Origin of the sequence: Thermostichus vulcanus str. 'Rupite', from assembly GCF_022848905.1 — a bacterium.
Lineage (GTDB): Bacteria > Cyanobacteriota > Cyanobacteriia > Thermostichales > Thermostichaceae > Thermostichus > Thermostichus vulcanus_A.
Genome location: NZ_JAFIRA010000032.1, coordinates 15746 through 33929 on the forward strand (window position 1 = coordinate 15746; position 18184 = coordinate 33929).

The 18184-nt window shown below is 53.8% G+C and carries 13 protein-coding genes; 4 read left to right on the forward strand and 9 right to left on the reverse strand.

Annotated elements, in window-relative coordinates; translation table 11 throughout:
- Positions 1–85 precede the first annotated feature (85 nt).
- Complete coding sequence (locus tag JX360_RS11890) at positions 86–3430, forward strand: sensor histidine kinase (protein ID WP_244351159.1); 3345 nt, start codon at positions 86–88, stop codon at positions 3428–3430.
- A 62-nt stretch (positions 3431–3492) separates the two neighbouring features.
- Here JX360_RS11890 and JX360_RS11895 read toward each other — a convergent pair whose 3' ends face one another.
- Positions 3493–5274, reverse strand: coding sequence for a diflavin flavoprotein (locus JX360_RS11895; RefSeq protein ID WP_244351161.1), 1782 nt, complete (start codon positions 5272–5274; stop codon positions 3493–3495).
- 171 nt (positions 5275–5445) lie between these two features.
- Positions 5446–7617, reverse strand: a complete 2172-nt coding sequence (amt, locus tag JX360_RS11900; protein ID WP_244351163.1) for an ammonium transporter — start codon at positions 7615–7617, stop codon at positions 5446–5448.
- 239 nt (positions 7618–7856) lie between these two features.
- Here amt and JX360_RS11905 point away from each other — a divergent pair, with 239 nt between their 5' ends.
- Positions 7857–8075, forward strand: coding sequence for a hypothetical protein (locus JX360_RS11905; protein ID WP_244351165.1), 219 nt, complete (start codon positions 7857–7859; stop codon positions 8073–8075).
- Here the strand turns inward: JX360_RS11905 and JX360_RS11910 are convergent.
- The 7 genes from JX360_RS11910 to JX360_RS11940 form a co-directional block, all read right to left on the reverse strand.
- Positions 8072–9475, reverse strand: a complete 1404-nt coding sequence (locus tag JX360_RS11910) for a ferredoxin:protochlorophyllide reductase (ATP-dependent) subunit N (protein WP_244351167.1) — start codon at positions 9473–9475, stop codon at positions 8072–8074. The two genes, JX360_RS11905 and JX360_RS11910, sit on opposite strands and share 4 nt — an antisense overlap.
- Before the next feature lie 140 nt (positions 9476–9615).
- Positions 9616–10593, reverse strand: coding sequence for a protochlorophyllide reductase (locus JX360_RS11915; RefSeq protein WP_244351169.1), 978 nt, complete (start codon positions 10591–10593; stop codon positions 9616–9618).
- 173 nt (positions 10594–10766) lie between these two features.
- A complete protein-coding gene (bchL, locus tag JX360_RS11920; RefSeq protein WP_244351171.1) occupies positions 10767–11603 on the reverse strand; it encodes a ferredoxin:protochlorophyllide reductase (ATP-dependent) iron-sulfur ATP-binding protein in 837 nt (278 codons plus the stop codon).
- Positions 11604–12078: 475 nt separating this feature from the next.
- Entirely contained in the window at positions 12079–12456 is a 378-nt protein-coding gene (locus JX360_RS11925) for a hypothetical protein (protein ID WP_244351173.1), read from the reverse strand.
- Between the two features lie 183 nt (positions 12457–12639).
- Positions 12640–13926, reverse strand: coding sequence for a recombinase family protein (locus tag JX360_RS11930; RefSeq protein ID WP_244351176.1), 1287 nt, complete (start codon positions 13924–13926; stop codon positions 12640–12642).
- Between the two features lie 20 nt (positions 13927–13946).
- A complete protein-coding gene (gene murQ, locus JX360_RS11935; RefSeq protein ID WP_244351243.1) occupies positions 13947–14876 on the reverse strand; it encodes an N-acetylmuramic acid 6-phosphate etherase in 930 nt (309 codons plus the stop codon).
- Positions 14873–15721 (reverse strand): Uma2 family endonuclease, encoded by an 849-nt coding sequence (locus JX360_RS11940; RefSeq protein WP_279611462.1) that lies wholly within the window; start codon positions 15719–15721, stop codon positions 14873–14875. Before JX360_RS11940 ends, murQ begins: the two co-directional genes overlap by 4 nt.
- Before the next feature lie 139 nt (positions 15722–15860).
- Here JX360_RS11940 and JX360_RS11945 point away from each other — a divergent pair, with 139 nt between their 5' ends.
- The gene (locus JX360_RS11945; RefSeq protein ID WP_244351178.1) at positions 15861–16016 is read left to right on the forward strand and encodes a hypothetical protein; all 156 of its coding nucleotides are present in this window, start codon (positions 15861–15863) and stop codon (positions 16014–16016) included.
- Positions 16017–16094: 78 nt separating this feature from the next.
- Positions 16095–18182, forward strand: a complete 2088-nt coding sequence (uvrB, locus tag JX360_RS11950; RefSeq protein WP_244351180.1) for an excinuclease ABC subunit UvrB — start codon at positions 16095–16097, stop codon at positions 18180–18182.
- Positions 18183–18184 lie beyond the last annotated feature (2 nt).

The window sequence follows — 18184 nt, forward strand, 5'->3', positions numbered from 1 at the left end:
AATGATCGCGAAAGTTCTCTGGAATACTTGAAGGTGTGTTGAGAATGGATTCATCATGAATGGACAGCCTGTGTGAGCCGACTGGATGATCGATTTCGATGTTTTACCCGATTGGGTTTTCATCCTTCTCTGGGGACTCTCACTGGCGGCAGTGAGCTATTGGCACAAGCAAACCCTGAAGCGCACCCAGGAGGGCTTTCCTGACCTAATCACCCTGTCGCGGGCTGATACCACGGTGCTGGAGTACAACAGTGCCTATCAAAAGCTATTGGGAGATTGGCGGGGCAAACGCTGGATCGACTCAGTGCCCGCCTCAGAACAAGCCCTGGTGCGGGAAAAGCTAGCCCAACTGACTCCAGACCAGCCGACGGTTGTGTGTGTCAACTCCTTGCCGGATGCCAATGGGGAGACCCGTTGGTTCGAGTGGATTAACCAGGGTTTATTCGACCGACGGGGCCGGTTGCAGTTCATTCGCGGGGTAGGCCGGGAGATCACCCAACAAAAGCAGCTGGAAGAAACCTTACGGATGCGCGAAGCTCAACTGCGAACTCTATTGGATGCCTTGCCATTGGCAGTTTGGGCCAGAGATTCACGAGGGGTGTTAATCCTACAAAATGCCACAGATCGCGCCTGGTTTGGGGATCTGCTCGGCACCTCAATCGAACAAGCGTATGAGCAAAATAACTGGCAAGACAGTCACGACAAAATTCTTGCCCAAATTAACCAGCAGGGCGTTTATCAACGGGAGAGTAAAGAACTCATTCTGGGGGAAGAACGCTATACCTATCGTCTGACGGTACCGATTCGAGATCAGTCGGAAGGGTTGGGGGTGTTGGGCATCACCCTGGATATGACCGAGCAAAAACGCCTAGAACAAGAACTCAAAGAGCAAGAAGCACGATTCCATGCCCTGATCGAAAACAGCCATGACATCCTTCACCACATGGATGCTGAAGGGCGTCTGTATTGTCTGAATCCGAAAGCCGCTGAGTCCATTTTGGGCTATGTCCCTGTACCGGGGGAGTTTCGCCCCCTCGATTGGGTTCATCCGCAGGATCAGGACAAGATAGCTGCTGCTTTTGAGCAGTTATTGGCCCATCCAGGTCAGCCCCTGAGCTTTGTCTATCGCATGCAACATGCTGATGGTCATTGGGTGTGGCTGGAGAGTTTGGCTACCAATTGGCTAGCGGATCCTGTCATTCAGGGCATTGTCTCCAATACCCGCGATATTAGCCGCCAAAAACAGGTGGAATTGGATTTGCAAGAGAGTGAAAGACGCCTCAAGGCCATCTTAGACGGGATCCCATTTCCTATTTTTCTCAAGGATTTACAGGGTCGCTATACCCAAGTGAATGCCACCTATTTACGCCTGGAGAAACTTAGCCCTGACGAAATCTTAGGCAAGACGGATGCTGAACTTTTTTTACCAGACAATGCCCTGCGCTACCAGCGAGAAGATCAAACTGCCTTGCAATCCCATCAGCCGATTAGCTACGAACAAGTGGTTCCTTATCCCGAACAAGAGATTACCAGTCTGGTGACCAAGTTTGCTCTGCGGGATGGGAATGGGGATCCCTATGCCCTCTGTGGTATTTGTGTTGATATTACACCTCTTAAAACTGCCCAGGATGTCCTCCTTCAGGAGGCAGAACGAGAACGGTTATTAGGGTCTTTGTTGCAGCGCAGCCGCCAAACCCTGGATTTGGATCAAATTTTGCAAACGACTGTAGCAGAAGTCCGGCAATGCTTACAGGTGGATCGGGTCATGATCTACCAACTCCAAGAACTGTTAGGGGGAGTGGTCATCGCCGAGTCCGTTCAGGAGCCCTGGCCTAGCCAGCTGGGGCGCTCCGTTTGGGATGCCTATTTCCAAGCGGATCCCTGCTATCGCAAGTATTGTCAGGGCTTTGTCCAGGCGTTGGGGGATGTTCGGGCGGCCCATCTGGATCCCTGTTATCAGGAGTTGCTGGATTCTTTCCAAGCCCAGGCCAATTTGGTGGTGCCGATTCGAGAGAATGCCTCAGAAAAGCTGTGGGGGTTACTGGTGGCCCAACATTGCCAAGCCCCACGGTTTTGGGAGGGCTGGGAAATCCGGTTGCTACAGCAACTGGCGGATCAACTGGCGATTGCTTTGCAGCAAGCACAACTGTATAAACAGGTGCAAGTTTTGAATCAAAACTTAGAAGAAAAAATTCAGCAGCGCACCCTTGAGTTGGAACGATCTCTGCAATTTGAGGCGCTTCTTAAGCGCATCACCGATCGTGTGCGGGACTCGCTGGATGAAGCTGAAATCCTCAGCAGTGCTGTCCAAGAGCTGGGGAAAAACTTACAGGTAGATGGCTGTGATATTGGCCTCTACAATGCTGATCTCACCCGTTCAACGATCACCTATGAGTATTGTCCACGGGTGAAATCTGCCCTGAACGTTTCTATACCGATGGTGGGAGGTATTTATGATGATCTTTACCATCAACTGACGCGCGGGCAATCCTGCTTGTTTTGCTTTATTTCCCCAACTCTGGTTCGCCCCGAAAAAGATCACAGTGTGGTGTTTGCTTGTCCCCTCACTGACAAAGATCACACCTTGGGAGACTTGTGGGTGTTTCGCCGCTCTGGGGATGGCTTTGATGAGCAGGAACTGCGGCTCATTCGTCAGGTGGCCAATCAATGTGCCATTGGTTTGCGTCAGGCCCGTTTGTTTCGAGCGACTCAGGAGCAGGTGCTCGCCCTAGAACGGCTGAACCAATTGAAAGATGACTTCATCAGCACCGTCAGTCACGAGTTGCGCACGCCGCTAACCAGTCTGAGGGTTGCCTTGCAAATGCTCCAGGTCACACCCCCTGGCAAGAAACACGCTCAATACCTAGCCATTGCTCAACGGGAATGTCGCCGCGAAATTGAACTGATCAACGACTTGCTGGATCTGCAACGGCTGGAGGCGGGGGCCTATACCCTGGATATTCGCACCCTGACGTGGGAGGCACTCCTGGGAGATTTGCTGTCCATTACCACTGAACAAACCCAGTCCCGTGGACAACAGTTTGAAGCCAGTGTTCCTCTAGACGGTCAGATCAGCACCGATCCAACCCTGTTGGGCCGTATTTTACGGGAACTCCTCCACAACGCGGTCAAATATACGCCTGCCCAGGGATCCATCTCCTTGAAGGTAGAGCCGGACGTGCAACAAACCTGCCTACAGGTGAGCAACAGCCAGGAGATCCCTCCAGAAGAGTTGCCCCGTATTTTTGAGCGCTTTTATCGCATTGGCAACCGTAATCCCTGGAAAGAAGGCGGTACCGGTTTGGGCTTGGCGTTGGTCAAACAAATCATCGACCGCTTGCAGGGATCCCTAGAGGTCAGCAGCAGCGCCGGATGGACAACCTTTACCCTCTGGATCCCGCAGGTGCAGGAAGAGACTACCCTAGGTTGAAAGGGCCGCCGGTTTGCGCTTGGATCCCTGTTCCACCCAATAGCTTCAAGACTCGGCTCATCTCAGGTGCGCCGATGGTGCATAGCGGTCACCCCTGTCGGATCCAGTACCTTGCCCCGTTCCACCTGGGCATAAACGACATAGCGATCCCCGCAGCCCATCCAGTTTTTCACCCGACACTCGAGGTAGGCTAGCGCCTCCTGCAAAATAGGACAACCGTTCTCCGCAGCAATGGTCTCGATTCCGGCAAAGCGATCTTCCCCTGGCCGTTGCGGTCGCTGAAAATGTCGTTGCAGGCTGCTTTTGCCCTCCCGCAAAATATTCAGCACAAAGGGGACTTGCGGTTGAGTCAGCAGTTCTGCCTCATCTTTGCTCACAGAAACCGTTAATCCGGGCGGATTGAAACTGGCCTGAGCAACGGAAGAGGTGAGAAACCCGCGCCGGATCCCCCCCTGTTGGGCCGTAACCACACACAGGGATCCCACCACCCGACTCAGGGCTTGTTCAACCCGAGCCGCCTGAGTTTCGCCACTGGTTTGGCGGGGAGAACGGGCTCGCATTGCTTTGCGCAGCGCTTGGGCAAATTGGGATCCCGCCTGTTCACAGGCTTGCAACACTTCGGTGGTGGGTTTGAACTTAGCCCGGATCGTCTCGAAGCCCAGCGGAAAACCGGCATTGAGCAACTTGCTCTCAATAAAGTCCACCGCTTCCCCACTCCAGCCATAGGAACCAAACACGCCCGCCACCTTGGTATTGGGAGTAGAGGAAAGGATGATGCCTAGAGCGGTCTGGATTTGTACCGGCGCATGACCCGCTAAGGTTGGGGACCCGATGATAAATCCTTGGCACCGCTCTAGAGTTTGTCCAATTTCCTCTGGGGTGGCCCACTCGCAGTTCACCCTTTCCACAATCACCCCTGCCCGTTCCAGCCCCTGTCCTAGGGCGGCTGCCATCAATCCGGTATTGCCGTAGGCGGACGTGAACAGGAGGGCAACCCGTTGTTCGGCGGGGTTTTCTTCGCACCAGGTTTGATAATCCAGTTGCAACCGGCGTAGACTGTGGCGGACTAGGGGCCCGTGGGCAGGAGCGTAGGTGCTGGCAGGAAAATCCGCTAATTTTGCTAGGGCTGCCTTCACTTGTGGGGCTTGAAGGCGATGCAGACAGTCAAAATAGTAGCGGCGATCCTCACTCAGTTGCCGCCAGTGCTCATCGAAGAGGTGCTCGTCACAAACATGGGCACCAAAGAGTTTGTCGCTGTAGAGGATCCCGCTGGCGGGGTCGTAGGTGCAGAGGGCATCGGGATGACGAGGGGTCGGTACGGTGCGAAAGTGCAGCTCATGGCCTTCCCCCAAATCCAGACATTCCCCATCTCGCACCACCCGCAGGCGAAAGGACTGGTCCCCGTTGTAGGTAATCCCCAAATCGGCGGCCTCTTCTTCGTCGCGGGCCGGTAGACTGGGCAAGGGATCCGTCTCGAAGGCAGCCCGCAGCGTAATCGCCCCTGGCTTAGAACAGAGCACTACTGCATAAGGGGCAAGGGGCAACAGCGCTTTTAGGGTGGCAATGCGGTTGAAATTAACATGGCTGAGCAGAATAAATTGCAGCCGTTGTAGATAGTGGTGCTGCGCCAGTTCTTCTAGAAAGATATCGGTGAATGATTCTCCCGGCGGATCGATCAAAATCGCTTGATCCGCCTGAATCAAGTAGCTGTTGGCAGTGGTGCCCCGTTGGCGGGCATATTCGATTTCAAACTTCAGGCGATCCCAAGTGCGGGAGCGCAGAGCCAGGGTTGCGGGGCCAATTGAGGCGACCTGGACATCGCGGGACAGGATCTTGCTCTCCATGACGGCCTCTGTTGCGGCATTTGTTCTCAACTTGCCATGAAAATGGGGTGACGGGGATGTTTTTCTTGGGATCCCGTCCGTCAGTTGATGCCCAGGGATCCTCCTCAAGCAAGCGCCTGTTTGAGATCAAGGGCCAGGTCTGGATATCTGAGTTAGGGAGAGGAGCTGGTTTTATAGTTGCTTAATCACCACTAGGGTGAGGTCATCAAAAATCTGCTGCTCCTGAATAAACTGCCGCACTTCCGTGATGATCGCCTTGCAGATTTCACCAGCGGTGGCTTGCCAATGACTTTGCACCACCTGACATAACCGTTCCAACCCAAACAGCTCTCGGGATCGGTTCTCGGCTTCCGTAATGCCGTCGGTGTAGAGCACTACCACATCCCCAGAAGCAAGATGAACCTCAGCTTGGGCAATAAAGTCGCGGATATCCGCTTCCAGTCCAATCGGGAAACCCAGATCCAGAGTATCCACCTTCTCAACCGAGCCATCTGTGCGCACGACAATCATCTGCTCGTGCTGGCCGCTGAAGCGGAGGGTGCCGTCGTGGTAGTCCAGCAACATCAGGGTCATGTTCTTGTCGGAGTTCATGCGCTGGGCATTTTCGTAAATCACCTGGTTGAGAATCTCCAGTACCCGCCCCGGATCCCGTTCCTGTTGAATGGCTAGGGTGCGGATCGCCGTTTGCGCCATCAACATCAACATGCCGCTCTCTAGGCCATGGCCGGTAACATCGCCAATGCCAATGCGCACCAGACCGTTGTGTTCCAGCACATCGTAGTAGTCGCCTCCCACCTCGGTCGCCGGTTCCATAAACCCAGCAATATCCAACCCCGGGATCCGCTGCAATTCCCGATCCTTGGGCAGGATTAACTGTTGCAAGCGGCGGGTCAGCTCCAATTCGGATCCCATGCGTTGGTTTTCTGCTTTGAGCTTCAGGTTCAGTTGCTGAATTTCCTGTTGGGCTTCCGCAAGGGCATCCATCACCTGGTTGTAACGGGATCCCACATACCCCAGCTCCGAGAACGGCTCCACCGTCACCCGCTGACTTAAGTTTTGACGATGGGAATGGGCACTCATCACCTGAATTAGGTCATAGGCTTCTGTTTTCGCCCCATGTTCGACGATATTCAGCCCTAGCTCCTCTGCTTCAGGTGTAACCCGCAAGGGCCAGAAAGGATCAAGACCGCGAAAAATGCCGTAGGCCAGCCCAAAGGCCCAGATCCCAGCCGTCACCACCCCCAGCAGTTGGATCCCCAGTTGTGGCAACACCGGCAAGGGCAGTTGTTCGGGATCGCCGAAAAAGGCCACCGCCAGCGTTCCCCAGGCTCCTGCCCCCAGATGTACTGGCACCGCCCCCACCGCATCATCCAGCTGCCAGCGCTCCATCCCCAGGCTCACCCAAATCGCCACCGAAGCCCCGATCGCCCCAATCCAGACGGCTTCAGCCGTAGACACCAAATGACAGCCCGCCGTAATCGCCACCAACCCGGCCAAGCACCCGTTGATCATCCAATCCACTTCTGCCCGTCGCAAATAGACCAAAGCAATCCCCAGCCCAGCGATCAACCCGCCCACCCCGCCCATGAGGGTATTGGTGAGAATGCGCGGCACCTCTGACCCCAGCCCTAGAGCACTGCCGCCGTTAAAGCCAAACCAACCGAACCAGAGCAACATCCCCCCCAATACCGACAGGGGCAAGCTAGAACCGAGCAGCTTTTTCGGACGACCTTGGGCATCAAACCGACCGGCCCGCGGCCCAATCACCATCAGCCCTGCCAAGGCTACCCAACCGCCAATGCTGTGGACTACCGTAGAACCGGCAAAATCGATAAATCCCAACTGCCCCAGCCATCCCGTCGCCTGTCCCTGATCCAACCCATGCCAGACCCAGTGACCGTAGATCGGATAGATCAACCCCGAGATCAGGCAGCTCATCAGGCCGTAGGCCCCAAAGCGAACCCGCTCTGCAACCGCCCCAGACACAATCGTGGTGGCCGTCCCGCAAAACATGGCTTGAAAGAGGAAAAAGGTGGCCAGGGATCCCGGCCCATTCAAGTCGAGAGCAAACTGTCTGTACCCGAAAATTCCTAGCCAACTGGGGCCAAACATCAACCCAAACCCCACCAACCAAAACAGCCCGGAAGCAAGAGCAAAATCGGCAAAGTTCTTGGCGGCCACATTGATGCTGTTTTTACTGCGGGTTAGCCCCGACTCCAGACACATAAAGCCGGGCTGCATGATAAATACCAGCGCAGCACAGACCAAAACCCAAAGGGTATCGCTGGGATCCGTCATCGTATACCGGGAGTGACTGGTTATCGATAATACAAGAAACCTCATTTTGGATCCTAATTAAATCAAACAGAATTCCAGCTCCAGCCCTTTGCACCCAGGGCACGCGAGCGCGTTTGCCTGTAGCGATCCATACGGCAACGCTAGTCCCGTTGCACAGAGACAGGGTCTATCAACCGAAAAGACACAAGCCCTGTCCTTGAAAACTCCCGCTAGAGCGGTAACCCTGCTCCCCAGACTAGAGACGACCTGATACCCTGTAGACGATGACCCCCAGGATCCCTGTCATGGCAGAGCACCCTCACCGCGACTGGAGCATCAGCACCCAAGCCACCGACAAAGGATTTATCTTTCGCTGCCAGAAGCAGGAAACCACCACCAAAGCCTACGGCTACTTCCAGAGCGAGGCCGAAGCGATTTTGGCGGGGATGGTCTGGATCGACCAACAACACCTACCGGATCACATGGACGGGATCCTCTACGACAATGAGGAAACCGAAGGCTAAACCTGGGCTTCTTCCCGCACCAACTTATCCCAGCCCAACCCCTTCAGGGCAGCATTGCGACGCAGGGGACGAGTGGCCAATTCCAGCACATCCTGGGTATTGCCAAAGCCGTGGATCTGGGCAAAGGTAAACTCCACCGACCACTTGGTGGTTACTCCGCGTGCCTCCAGGGGGTTGGCATGGGCCATGCCGGTAATCACCAGATCCGGCTGTAGGGTTTTGATGCGCTGAATTTGATTGTAGTTGTCGGGCTTTTCCACAATCGTGGGTTTGGGCACCCCCATTTCCTCACAGGTGCGCTCCAAGAGGGCCAACTCAGCCGCTTGATAACGTTTGTCCAGATAAGGGATCCCAATCTCTTGCACGGTCATGCCGCAGCGCACCAACAAGCGGGCCAGCGAGATCTCCAGCAGATTATCCCCCATCAAAAACACCCGCTTACCCCGTAGCAGACCGATATATTCCTGAATCTGGGGATGATTCCAGACTTCTGCCTCCCGTTCTGCCAAGCCTTGGGGTTGGATCCCTAGCTCTTGAGCAATAGCTTCTATCCAAGCGCGGGTGCCATCTGGTCCAATGGGAAACGGAGCCGTGATCAATTTTGCTTTTTTGCGGCGTACCAACGTTGTTGCGGTTCGGCTCAGGAAGGGATTCACCCCCACCACAAAAGTGCCCGGTTCCACCACCGGCAGTTCACCGTAGCGTTTGGCTGGTAACCACCCCGACACGCGGATCCCTTGCTTTTTCAGCTCTAGGGTGAGTTGGGTTACCACCGGATCAGGCACAGAACCAAAGATCACCAGAGGCGGATGTTTCTGGAAGCCTTCATCCTCAGGAACACCTTCTTTCTTCTTCGAGAAGTTAAAGATCGCCTGCAACCCACCTCGGGTCTGTTGTTCTTCGGGCTTGAGTTGTTCTGGGCAGCGTTGCGCCATAGCCGCCAAAACCGTGTCTTCCCCCTGGGTAAAGGCGTAGTCAAGGCCGTTGGCCCGGGCCACCACAATCGGGATCCCGATCTCCGCTTCCAATTTTGGCGCCAAACCCTCCAGATCCATTTTGATGATTTCGGTGGTGCAGGTGCCGATCCAAACAATCACGCTGGGGTTGCGATCTCGCTTGATCTGGAGACAAAGCCGCTTTAATTCTTCGTAATCGTTCAGTTTGGCGCTGATATCCCCTTCCTCAAGCTCCGCCATCGCATAGCGCGGCTCAGCAAAGATCATCACTCCCATCGCATTTTGCAAAAAGTAGCCACAGGTTTTGGTGCCCACCACCAAGAAGAAGCTATCCTCAATTTTTTGATAGAGCCAGGCCACACAACTAATGGGACAAAAAGTGTGATAGTTGCCGGTTTCGCATTGGAAATTGAGAGCGTTGTTGGTGTCTAATGTGGCGGTCATGAGTGACTCCCGGAAACTTTTATGACAATTATGACAATACTTTTTATGACGATAGTTTGATCGATTCGAGGGAGAAACAAGAAATTCGTGATTTAATTGCGTGATGTATTTTCTCCTTCTCCCTCAGGTCTAACCCTCTTCTAACGAGCTACCAGTTGAGGCACACCCACCAACTTTTCGCTCAACTCCCAGAGCAGTTTGGCCTTAGCATCATCCCCCGCCTCGTCAGAGACTTCCTGGTTGAACGGCTTGGCATTTTTCCTCTGGCGGTTGCCCCAACTCCAGTAGGCCCCCGACTGCCGAAACTCTGGATCCGCCACCACCTGGGCGACTCGCTCCCCCGCCAGTTCTTCCGAAACAAACCCCCCTGTAATGTTCTTTTGGAACCAGGGAAAGAGCTTTTGAAAGAGCGGGTAATGGTTGCGAAATAGGGCTGTAGTCGCCACACAACCGGGATAGAGAGACAGGAAGGTGATGCCGGTGCTCTCGTGGAAGCGGCGATGCAGTTCCCGCATGGTGAGGATGTTGCAGACTTTGCTGTCTTTGTAGGCTTTCACGGGCTCGAATTTGCCCCCATCCGCCATCGTGATCGGATCTTTAAAGCCCTGAGCAAAGCCCCGCAAATCTCCCAAGTGGGGTTGAGGTGGAATTTTACCCCCCAGTTCTTTCGGGTTGTGGGTGACCGTACCCAAGATCACCATGCGCCGATCCCCATAGGTGGAGCGTTTCATATCCTCCAACATCAAATGACAAAGGAGAAAATGCCCCAAGTGATTGGTGGCCATGGTCAGCTCATACCCCTCCGGGCTGCGCAAGGGCTGCTTGAGCAAGGGCATGTAGATGGCGGCATTACAAACCAAAGCATCCAAGGAACGACCCCAGTTGCGGAATTGCTCGACAAACTGCCGCACACTACTCAGGTTGCCCAGGTCGATCTTCATCAGGGTGTAGCTGCCCTGCGGGATCCCGACCTGTTGAGCCACCCGGTAGGCTTTATCCAGATCTCGACAGGCCATGACCACATGCCAGCCCCGCTTCGCCAAAGCCAACGCTGAATACAGGCCAACGCCGGAGGAAGCTCCGGTAATCACGACCGTGGGTTGCTCTTGTCCTTCCATATCAAACTCCCGTGCCATTTCGAGATAGTGTCCGAAGGGATCCAGACCCCAGAACCGGGATCCAGGCAGAATCCATCTTGGAGCGGAAAGCAGACATGACCACAAATTGATAAGGTTTGAGATGCTTTTCCGAAGAATTTCTTAAACTTTGGAAAGATGAAGATCAGGATCCCTTAGGCAAAAGCGGGTTCACGAGCCGGGGTGTTGTAGAAGTCCGAAAGCAAGGTGAACAACTCCCGATCTTGCGCATCCTTGGGCACGATCCCCTCTGGACGAGCCAGCAGCTCATCGGCAATGTTCAGGTAGTACTGACAGACAGGTTCCAGATCAGGGTCAGATTCTGCCATCTCGAAGATGGTTTTGCCCTTCACCCGCGAGACTCGGATATCTTCAATGAGAGGAAGCACCTCGATCACCGGCATCGGTACGGCGGAAACATACTTGTCGATCAGATCCCGCTTACTGGTGCGATTGCCGATTAAGCCTGCCAGCCGCAGCTTGCGGGTTTTGGCCTTTTCTCGGACAGAAGCAGCAATACGATTGGCGGCAAACAGAGCATCGAAGCCATTGTCCGTGACAATCAAGCAGTAATCAGCATAGTTGAGCGGGGCCGCAAACCCCCCACACACCACATCTCCCAACACATCGAAGAGGATGACATCGTATTCGTCGAAAGCATTCAGTTCTTTGAGGAGCTTCACGGTTTCTCCGACCACATAGCCACCACAGCCTGCACCTGCTGGCGGGCCACCGGCCTCCACACAGTCCACGCCACCGTAACCTCGGTAGATTACGTCCTCGGGATAGACATCTTCGTAGTGGTAACCCTTGGATTCCAGGGTGTCGATGATCGTCGGAATCAGAAAGCCAGTCAGGGTGAAGGTGCTGTCGTGTTTGGGATCACAGCCAATCTGCAGGACTTTTTTGCCCCGCTTGGCCAAGGCCACCGAAATATTGCAACTCGTGGTGGATTTGCCAATGCCACCTTTTCCATAAACTGCCAGTTTCACAGCGCGTTCCTCAATCGGGGCTTCCAAAGGCCATTATCAGCAGGGAATCCACCCCTTGAGAACTGTTGCGAAGGATAAAGCTGGTCATACGAAGGGGCAGAAAGGCCCATAAAAGTTTCTATAGAATGAAATCGCTTTCTAAGAGGCGCTAGGGTTTATTTTGGGAATCTAAAACGATTTATCCTGCTATTTAAATCTAGGTGTGATCAAAAGCAAAATTTCAAGACCTTCAACTTTCCTTGACAGGAAAGGGATCCAGGCGACTCAATTACGCTCAACGGGGAGCACTCCGCCCCAAGGCTAGGATCCCAACCCCACCTCAGCAGCCTTGAGGACAGAGATTATCAAGAATTATCTCAGTTGCCAGAAAGAGCCAGAGAAAACCGATTCTGCAAGGGATCCCTTGGGAAGATCATCAAACGAGCTAGATGACGGAGACTGTAGCGAAGCTAGGGATCCGGCTGCCGCTTCCGGCTTAGCTTGTGAAAAAGAGGTACTTGATAAATCCTGAGGCAACTCCGACCACCAGGGCAAGAATAGCCCCCCGACTGACAAACTCCTGTTGGTCTAAGCGTTTGCTATAGCCGTCCATTTTGCCACTGAGTTCGGCGATCTTGACCTCTAGTTCACTACGGCTGAGGTCGATCTTGGCTTCTAGCTCACTGCGGCTGAGGTCGATCTTGGCTTCTAACTCACTGCGGCTGAGGTCAATCTTCGCTTCCAGCTCGATCCTCACCAGCCGAACCTCGTTTTTGAGTTCGGTAATTTGAGTCTCGAATTTGCGATCGAAACCATCCAGCTTTTTGTCCAAAGCCAGGATTAAATCCTTGAGCTCTTGATTCGGATCCGACATCTGCCGCAGTTTCTAGGGGAGATGACTTGAGTATAGCCTCAGGGTACATCTGCATCAGAAGCCAAAAACAAGGCTACCGCTGCTGCTGGATCCCAGATACCGATAGAGAATTCCAACCTAAAGTGGATTTGACTCTTGAGCAAGACTTGGTCAATTGCTAACACATCTACTCGCTAACATGCCCTAGGGATCAAATACAAAAACCACCCGTACATCCCCGCTGGAATCCACCTCAATACTACGCAGGAACTCCCGTAGATAGGCGCGTCGTTCGGTTTCCGTGAGATCTTGCCAGAAGGGCTGAATAGAGAGGGTTTGTGCGATCTGGGGTAGGTTGGGTGGCGGCAGTTGCTCCAGCTTTTGGGCCAGAAGGGCATTTTCCGCCCGCAGTTGGTAGCGCCGTTGGGCCAACGAGTGCTCATCCATCAACCCGGAGCACTGCAAGGCTTCTAGCTGGCCGAGAATGTCGGTATTGGCCTGCAGTTGAGATTGGATCCTTTGCCGGGCGAGGGCAAAAGGATCCTTATCCAGTTGGCGAGTGCGTTGGGGCAGTTGCTCACACACTTGCTGGATCACATCTTGCAAAACCTCTGAATAGTTGAGGCTGTAGCGGCAGGTTTGACAACGCAGATAGAGGTAGGAGGGGCTGTTTTTCTTGCCTTGGCGAGGCGTGGTTTGCACAATTCGCAGCAGACTGCCACAAGAACAGCACTTGACCAAACCAGCCAAAGAGCGAGGAGCGCTGGCACTGCGGCGCGGGATCCCTTGGTTGCGTTTCAGCCAACGATCGATCTGGGCGGCTTCTGTACGGCTGAGCATTGCCGGATGAGTATCTCGCAGGGTGGTGCCGTCGGTGTAGGCCAAATCCCCTCGGTAGACGGGGTTGAGCAGCCAGTTGCGTCCGGTGGCTACCGAAATGCGTTTGTGGTGTTTCTCCTCGATGAAGCGCACCGCCTGTCGCAGGGATCCGTAGAGCAAAAAGTGCTGGAAAAAATCCTCAACGATCCCCGCTTGCTTGCGATCCGGTACGTAGCGATCCCCTTCACGGCGGTACCCAAAGGGGGCAGGGCCAGGGGGCGGCTTACCCGCCAATCGATTCTTGGCTTGGCTACGGCAGAGACGGCGGCTTTGCAACTGATGGGGAATTTCTGCCAACAGCGGGATCCAGGTTTCGGCATCGGCGGGGGTTTGTACCCCGGATTCTGTGACCAGACTGAGTTGGATCCCAGCCTGTTGAATCTGGAGTAGCCGCTCATGAATCTCATCCGCTCGATCCCCCAGATCCGATAACCGCAAGAGCAGCAGCTCCTGCACCGACCCAGCCCTAATGCGCTGAAACAGGTCTTCCAGGTAAGCTCGGGATCCCCAATCGTGTAGAACCGGGTCGGCCCCTTGTGCTTTGAGCCACACCAGCCCTTGATCCTCCAAGACAGCATGGGAGGGGGTATAGAGGTAGCCACAAACACTCATGGACAAGTCATCCAAACCGATCACTGTTGCTGCGGTAGAGCTGAATTTAGCACTTGACGAATCCTGCCGTGAGCTTGTTGCAAATGCTGACGCGCTTCTTGGGGAGAGCACCCCATGAGAGCCACCAGGATCGCCGTTTTTACCTCTCCATCACAAGCTTGCAACAGTTGGGTAGCCGTAGCAGCATCGAGATCACAGGCCAAAGCCACCATCCGTTCCGCCCGCCGTTTCAGCTTGGCATTGCTGGCTTGCAGATCCACCATCAGGTTGCCGTAGGTTTTGCCCAGACGAATCATCACCCCGGTGGAGAGGGTGTTCAAGACCAACTTTTGGGCTGTGCCCGCCTTCATGCGCGTGGAACCCAGGATCACCTCTGGCCCTACCAAAGGTGCGATGGCAATATCCACTTGCTCCGTGAGGGGAGAGGGATGGTTACAGGCCAAGCCAATCGTCAGAGCACCGGATTTTCTGGCCGCCTGGATCCCACCCAACACAAAGGGGGTACGGCCACTGGCGGCGATCCCTACCACACTATCGCAGGTTTGAAGCTCGAGATTTTGTAGGGCAAGGGCACCCGCTTCTGGGTCATCCTCCGCTCCTTCCACCGCTTGGGTCAGGGCTTTTTCGCCCCCAGCGATCAGGCCAATGACTTGTCCAGGTGAAGTACCAAAGGTGGGGGGACACTCGGCAGCATCCAAAACCCCCAAACGACCGGATGTCCCTGCCCCGAGATAGATCAGTCGTCCTCCCTGCCGCATTCGTTGGGCAATGGCATCAATGGCTGCGGCAATCGGCTCAGCTTGGTTGGCCACTGCTTCCGGCACACGGCGATCTTCGGCATTAATCCGCTGCACCAATTCCAAGGTGCTGAGGTTATCAATCTCAAGGGTGGCGGGGTTACGACTTTCCGTCAGGGATCCGGGATCCCAGCTGTGGGGCATTGGGCTCATGACCACAGAGTCTCAGGATCCACTCCCAAGGAACGCAGATGAGCAGCGAGCCGTTCGGCTTTTTGTCGTTCCAATTCCGCTTGTTGTTGAGCCTGTGCTGCTTGTTGTTGAGCCTGTGCTGCTTGTTGTTGAGCCTGTGCTGCTTGTTGTTGAGCCTGTGCTGCTTGTTGTTGAGCCTGTACTGCTTGTTGTTGAGCCTGAACAAATTTTTGTCGCTCCTGCAGGGCTGCCTCGGCAGGTGTGGGGATCAACTCGCCCTCGGGGCCAAAGTAGCGGAGCTTACGGTCGTGGATGCCAAGATAAAGTCCCAATGCTTCGCTCCAGCGCCAACCCTGCTCATTGGCCGGAATCTCCTGATAGTGGGATCCCTGTAAGCGCCAGCCGGCAAACTCCAGCGATTCAGGGGAAAACCAGAAATATTCGGGTGTCCGAAAGATATTTTGGTAGATTTCTTTCTTGGTTGTTCTATCTGTCTGTGCGGTGGAATCTGACAGCAACTCGATGATCAAATCCGGATATCGACCGCCCTCCTCCCACACTACCCAGGAAGGGCGCGGCCATTGCACAACATTTTTAACCAAGAAGAAATCAGGGCCACGGAAGTCTTTGGTTTTTAATTGTTCTCGGTTGAAATAAATCGTCAGGTTGTAACCGATGAAGTAATCCTCTCGACCCAGCCAAAGCCATTCTAGAATGCTCACCAACAACAGCATTTGGGCAGCATGAAGTGAACTTTCCATTTCCGGTTCATCGCTCAATAAACCCTTTGCAGAGGGCATCTGTTCTGCCAACTGCTCAGCGGTGATGGGGGTGGGCAGAGAAAGGGGCTTGTCTTGTACCTGCATCGCTCGGGGAAGTGAACATGTCTCTAGCGTAACGGGATCCCTTCAGCGTTGGGGGATCCAAGTTGACCCTTTCAGCCCCATTCCGTAGGCCCGGTGCTAGAGTAAGCCCAGTTGAGAGATGGGGTTTGCCCGGATCCCTATGCCGAAAGTTCCTTTGCTGAAGCCGGATCAGGCTTATCCCTTCAGGAGCTACTTTGATCTCCCCTTTGAGCCGGAGGAGGTGCTGGCAGAATTTGGCTATACCTTTATCCAACGAAAGATCAGCTGGCCCAAAGTGGAACGACTACATGTGTAGCGGCCTTAGAATCTGCAAACTTGGAAAATAGCATCTTGGCTTAGATTTGATTATTCGCTCTGGGATCCTCACACAACCATGTCTGAGTTTCAACTGATTTCCCCCTACCAACCCACCGGAGATCAACCCAAGGCTATTGCCGAATTGGTGGATTCTATTCGTGCAGGTCATCGCTTTCAAACCCTGCTCGGGGCAACGGGCACCGGCAAAACCTTCACCATTGCCCATACCATTCAACAAGTTGGTAAACCGACCTTAGTGATGGCCCACAACAAGACCTTGGCTGCACAACTGTGTAATGAACTGCGAGAGCTATTCCCCCATAATGCCGTTGAATACTTTATCAGCTATTACGACTACTATCAACCGGAAGCCTACGTTCCCAGTACCGATACTTATATTGCCAAGTCTTCTTCCATTAATGATGAAATTGATATGTTGCGACACTCTGCCACCCGCTCTTTATTTGAACGACGGGATGTAATTGTTGTTGCATCTGTGAGTTGTATCTACGGCTTGGGAATGCCGGAAGAGTACCTCAATGCTTCCATCCCATTCAAGGTAGGGCAAGAACTCAACCAGCGAGATCTGTTGCGGGATTTGGCCAGTGTGCAGTACGAGCGCAATGATTTGGAGTTGACCCGAGGACGCTTCCGTCTAAAGGGAGATGTGCTAGAAATTGTTCCAGCCTACGAAGATCGGGTCATTCGCATCGAATTTTTTGGAGATGAGATCGATGCCATTCGTTTAATTGATCCGGTCACGGGCGAAATTTTGAACAGTCTCAGTGCCCTCAGGGTTTATCCGGCTCGACACTTTGTGACACCGGAAGAACAACTGGAGCAAGCTTTGATCGATATTGAGCAAGAACTAGAAGATCAATTGGCCCGCTTCCGAAAGGAAGGCAAGCTGCTCGAAGCCCAACGCTTGGAACAACGTACTCGCTACGACTTGGAAATGCTGCGGGAAGTGGGCTATTGCAGTGGTATCGAAAATTATTCTCGACACCTGACCGGACGTAAGGAAGGGGATCCCCCTGCCTGTTTGGTGGATTATTTCAAGGCGAATGATTGGCTATTGGTGCTCGATGAATCACATGTGACAGTGCCCCAAATTCGCGGCATGTACAATGGCGACCGTGCCCGCAAACAGGTGCTGGTGGATCACGGGTTTCGCTTGCCCAGCGCCTTGGATAATCGCCCTCTCAAGGCAGAAGAATTTTGGGCGAAAGTCCATCAGTGTGTCTTTGTTTCTGCTACTCCTGGCAACTGGGAACTGGAACAAAGTGAAGCTGAGTTTGAAACCCTGATTGAGAATGGCAAGCCATTGATGCTTTACCGCCCTGGTACTGGTCGAGTCGTAGAGCAGGTGATTCGGCCCACAGGCGTAGTGGATCCAGAGGTGCATGTACGCCCTACTGCCGGGCAGGTGGATGACTTGATGGGGGAAATTTACGAACGCTTAGAACGCTCCCAACGTGGCCCCGCTGAACGGGTGATTGTAACCACTCTTACCAAACGTATGGCGGAAGATCTGACGGAATACCTACAGGAGCGCGGGATCCGTGTCCGTTATTTGCATTCTGAAATTACCTCAATTGAGCGGATCGAGATTTTACAAGATTTTCGGGAAGGCGCTTTTGACGTACTGGTGGGGGTCAACCTACTGCGGGAAGGGTTGGATTTGCCGGAAGTGTCTTTGGTGGCGATTTTGGATGCGGATAAGGAAGGTTTTTTGCGGGCAGAACGATCTCTGATCCAGATGATCGGGCGAGCAGCCCGAAATGTACGGGGAACTGTGGTGATGTATGCCGACAATATGACCGGTAGTATGGCCCGAGCCATCGCAGAAACCGAGCGCCGCCGGGAAATTCAATTACAATACAACATCCAAAACAACATTACCCCCAAGCCGATTATCAAAAAATCCAGCAATGCCATCTTGTCCTTTTTGGCCATCTCCCGCAAACTTAGCGATCAAGATTTGGAGAAAGCCTTCCAAGCCTCGGAAGAGATCCCTCTCTCGGAAATTCCGGAGCTGATTAGCCAACTGGAACTGAAAATGAAAACAGCCGCCAAAAACCTGGAATTCGAAGAAGCCGCTGAACTGCGGGACAAGATCAAAAAACTGCGCCGACGCCTGTTAGGCAACCATCAGGGCACCTAAAA

What these genes read in the sequence shown, in the direction of transcription:
- JX360_RS11890 (WP_244351159.1), top strand. Translation starts at nt 86, where the DNA reads ATGATCGATTTCGATGTTTTACCCGATTGGGTTTTCATCCTTCTCTGG.
- JX360_RS11895 (WP_244351161.1), bottom strand. Translation starts at nt 5,274, where the DNA reads ATGGAGAGCAAGATCCTGTCCCGCGATGTCCAGGTCGCCTCAATTGGC.
- amt (WP_244351163.1), bottom strand. Translation starts at nt 7,617, where the DNA reads ATGAGGTTTCTTGTATTATCGATAACCAGTCACTCCCGGTATACGATG.
- JX360_RS11905 (WP_244351165.1), top strand. Translation starts at nt 7,857, where the DNA reads ATGGCAGAGCACCCTCACCGCGACTGGAGCATCAGCACCCAAGCCACC.
- JX360_RS11910 (WP_244351167.1), bottom strand. Translation starts at nt 9,475, where the DNA reads ATGACCGCCACATTAGACACCAACAACGCTCTCAATTTCCAATGCGAA.
- JX360_RS11915 (WP_244351169.1), bottom strand. Translation starts at nt 10,593, where the DNA reads ATGGAAGGACAAGAGCAACCCACGGTCGTGATTACCGGAGCTTCCTCC.
- JX360_RS11925 (WP_244351173.1), bottom strand. Translation starts at nt 12,456, where the DNA reads ATGTCGGATCCGAATCAAGAGCTCAAGGATTTAATCCTGGCTTTGGAC.
- JX360_RS11930 (WP_244351176.1), bottom strand. Translation starts at nt 13,926, where the DNA reads ATGAGTGTTTGTGGCTACCTCTATACCCCCTCCCATGCTGTCTTGGAG.
- murQ (WP_244351243.1), bottom strand. Translation starts at nt 14,876, where the DNA reads ATGAGCCCAATGCCCCACAGCTGGGATCCCGGATCCCTGACGGAAAGT.
- JX360_RS11940 (WP_279611462.1), bottom strand. Translation starts at nt 15,721, where the DNA reads ATGCAGGTACAAGACAAGCCCCTTTCTCTGCCCACCCCCATCACCGCT.
- JX360_RS11945 (WP_244351178.1), top strand. Translation starts at nt 15,861, where the DNA reads ATGCCGAAAGTTCCTTTGCTGAAGCCGGATCAGGCTTATCCCTTCAGG.
- uvrB (WP_244351180.1), top strand. Translation starts at nt 16,095, where the DNA reads ATGTCTGAGTTTCAACTGATTTCCCCCTACCAACCCACCGGAGATCAA.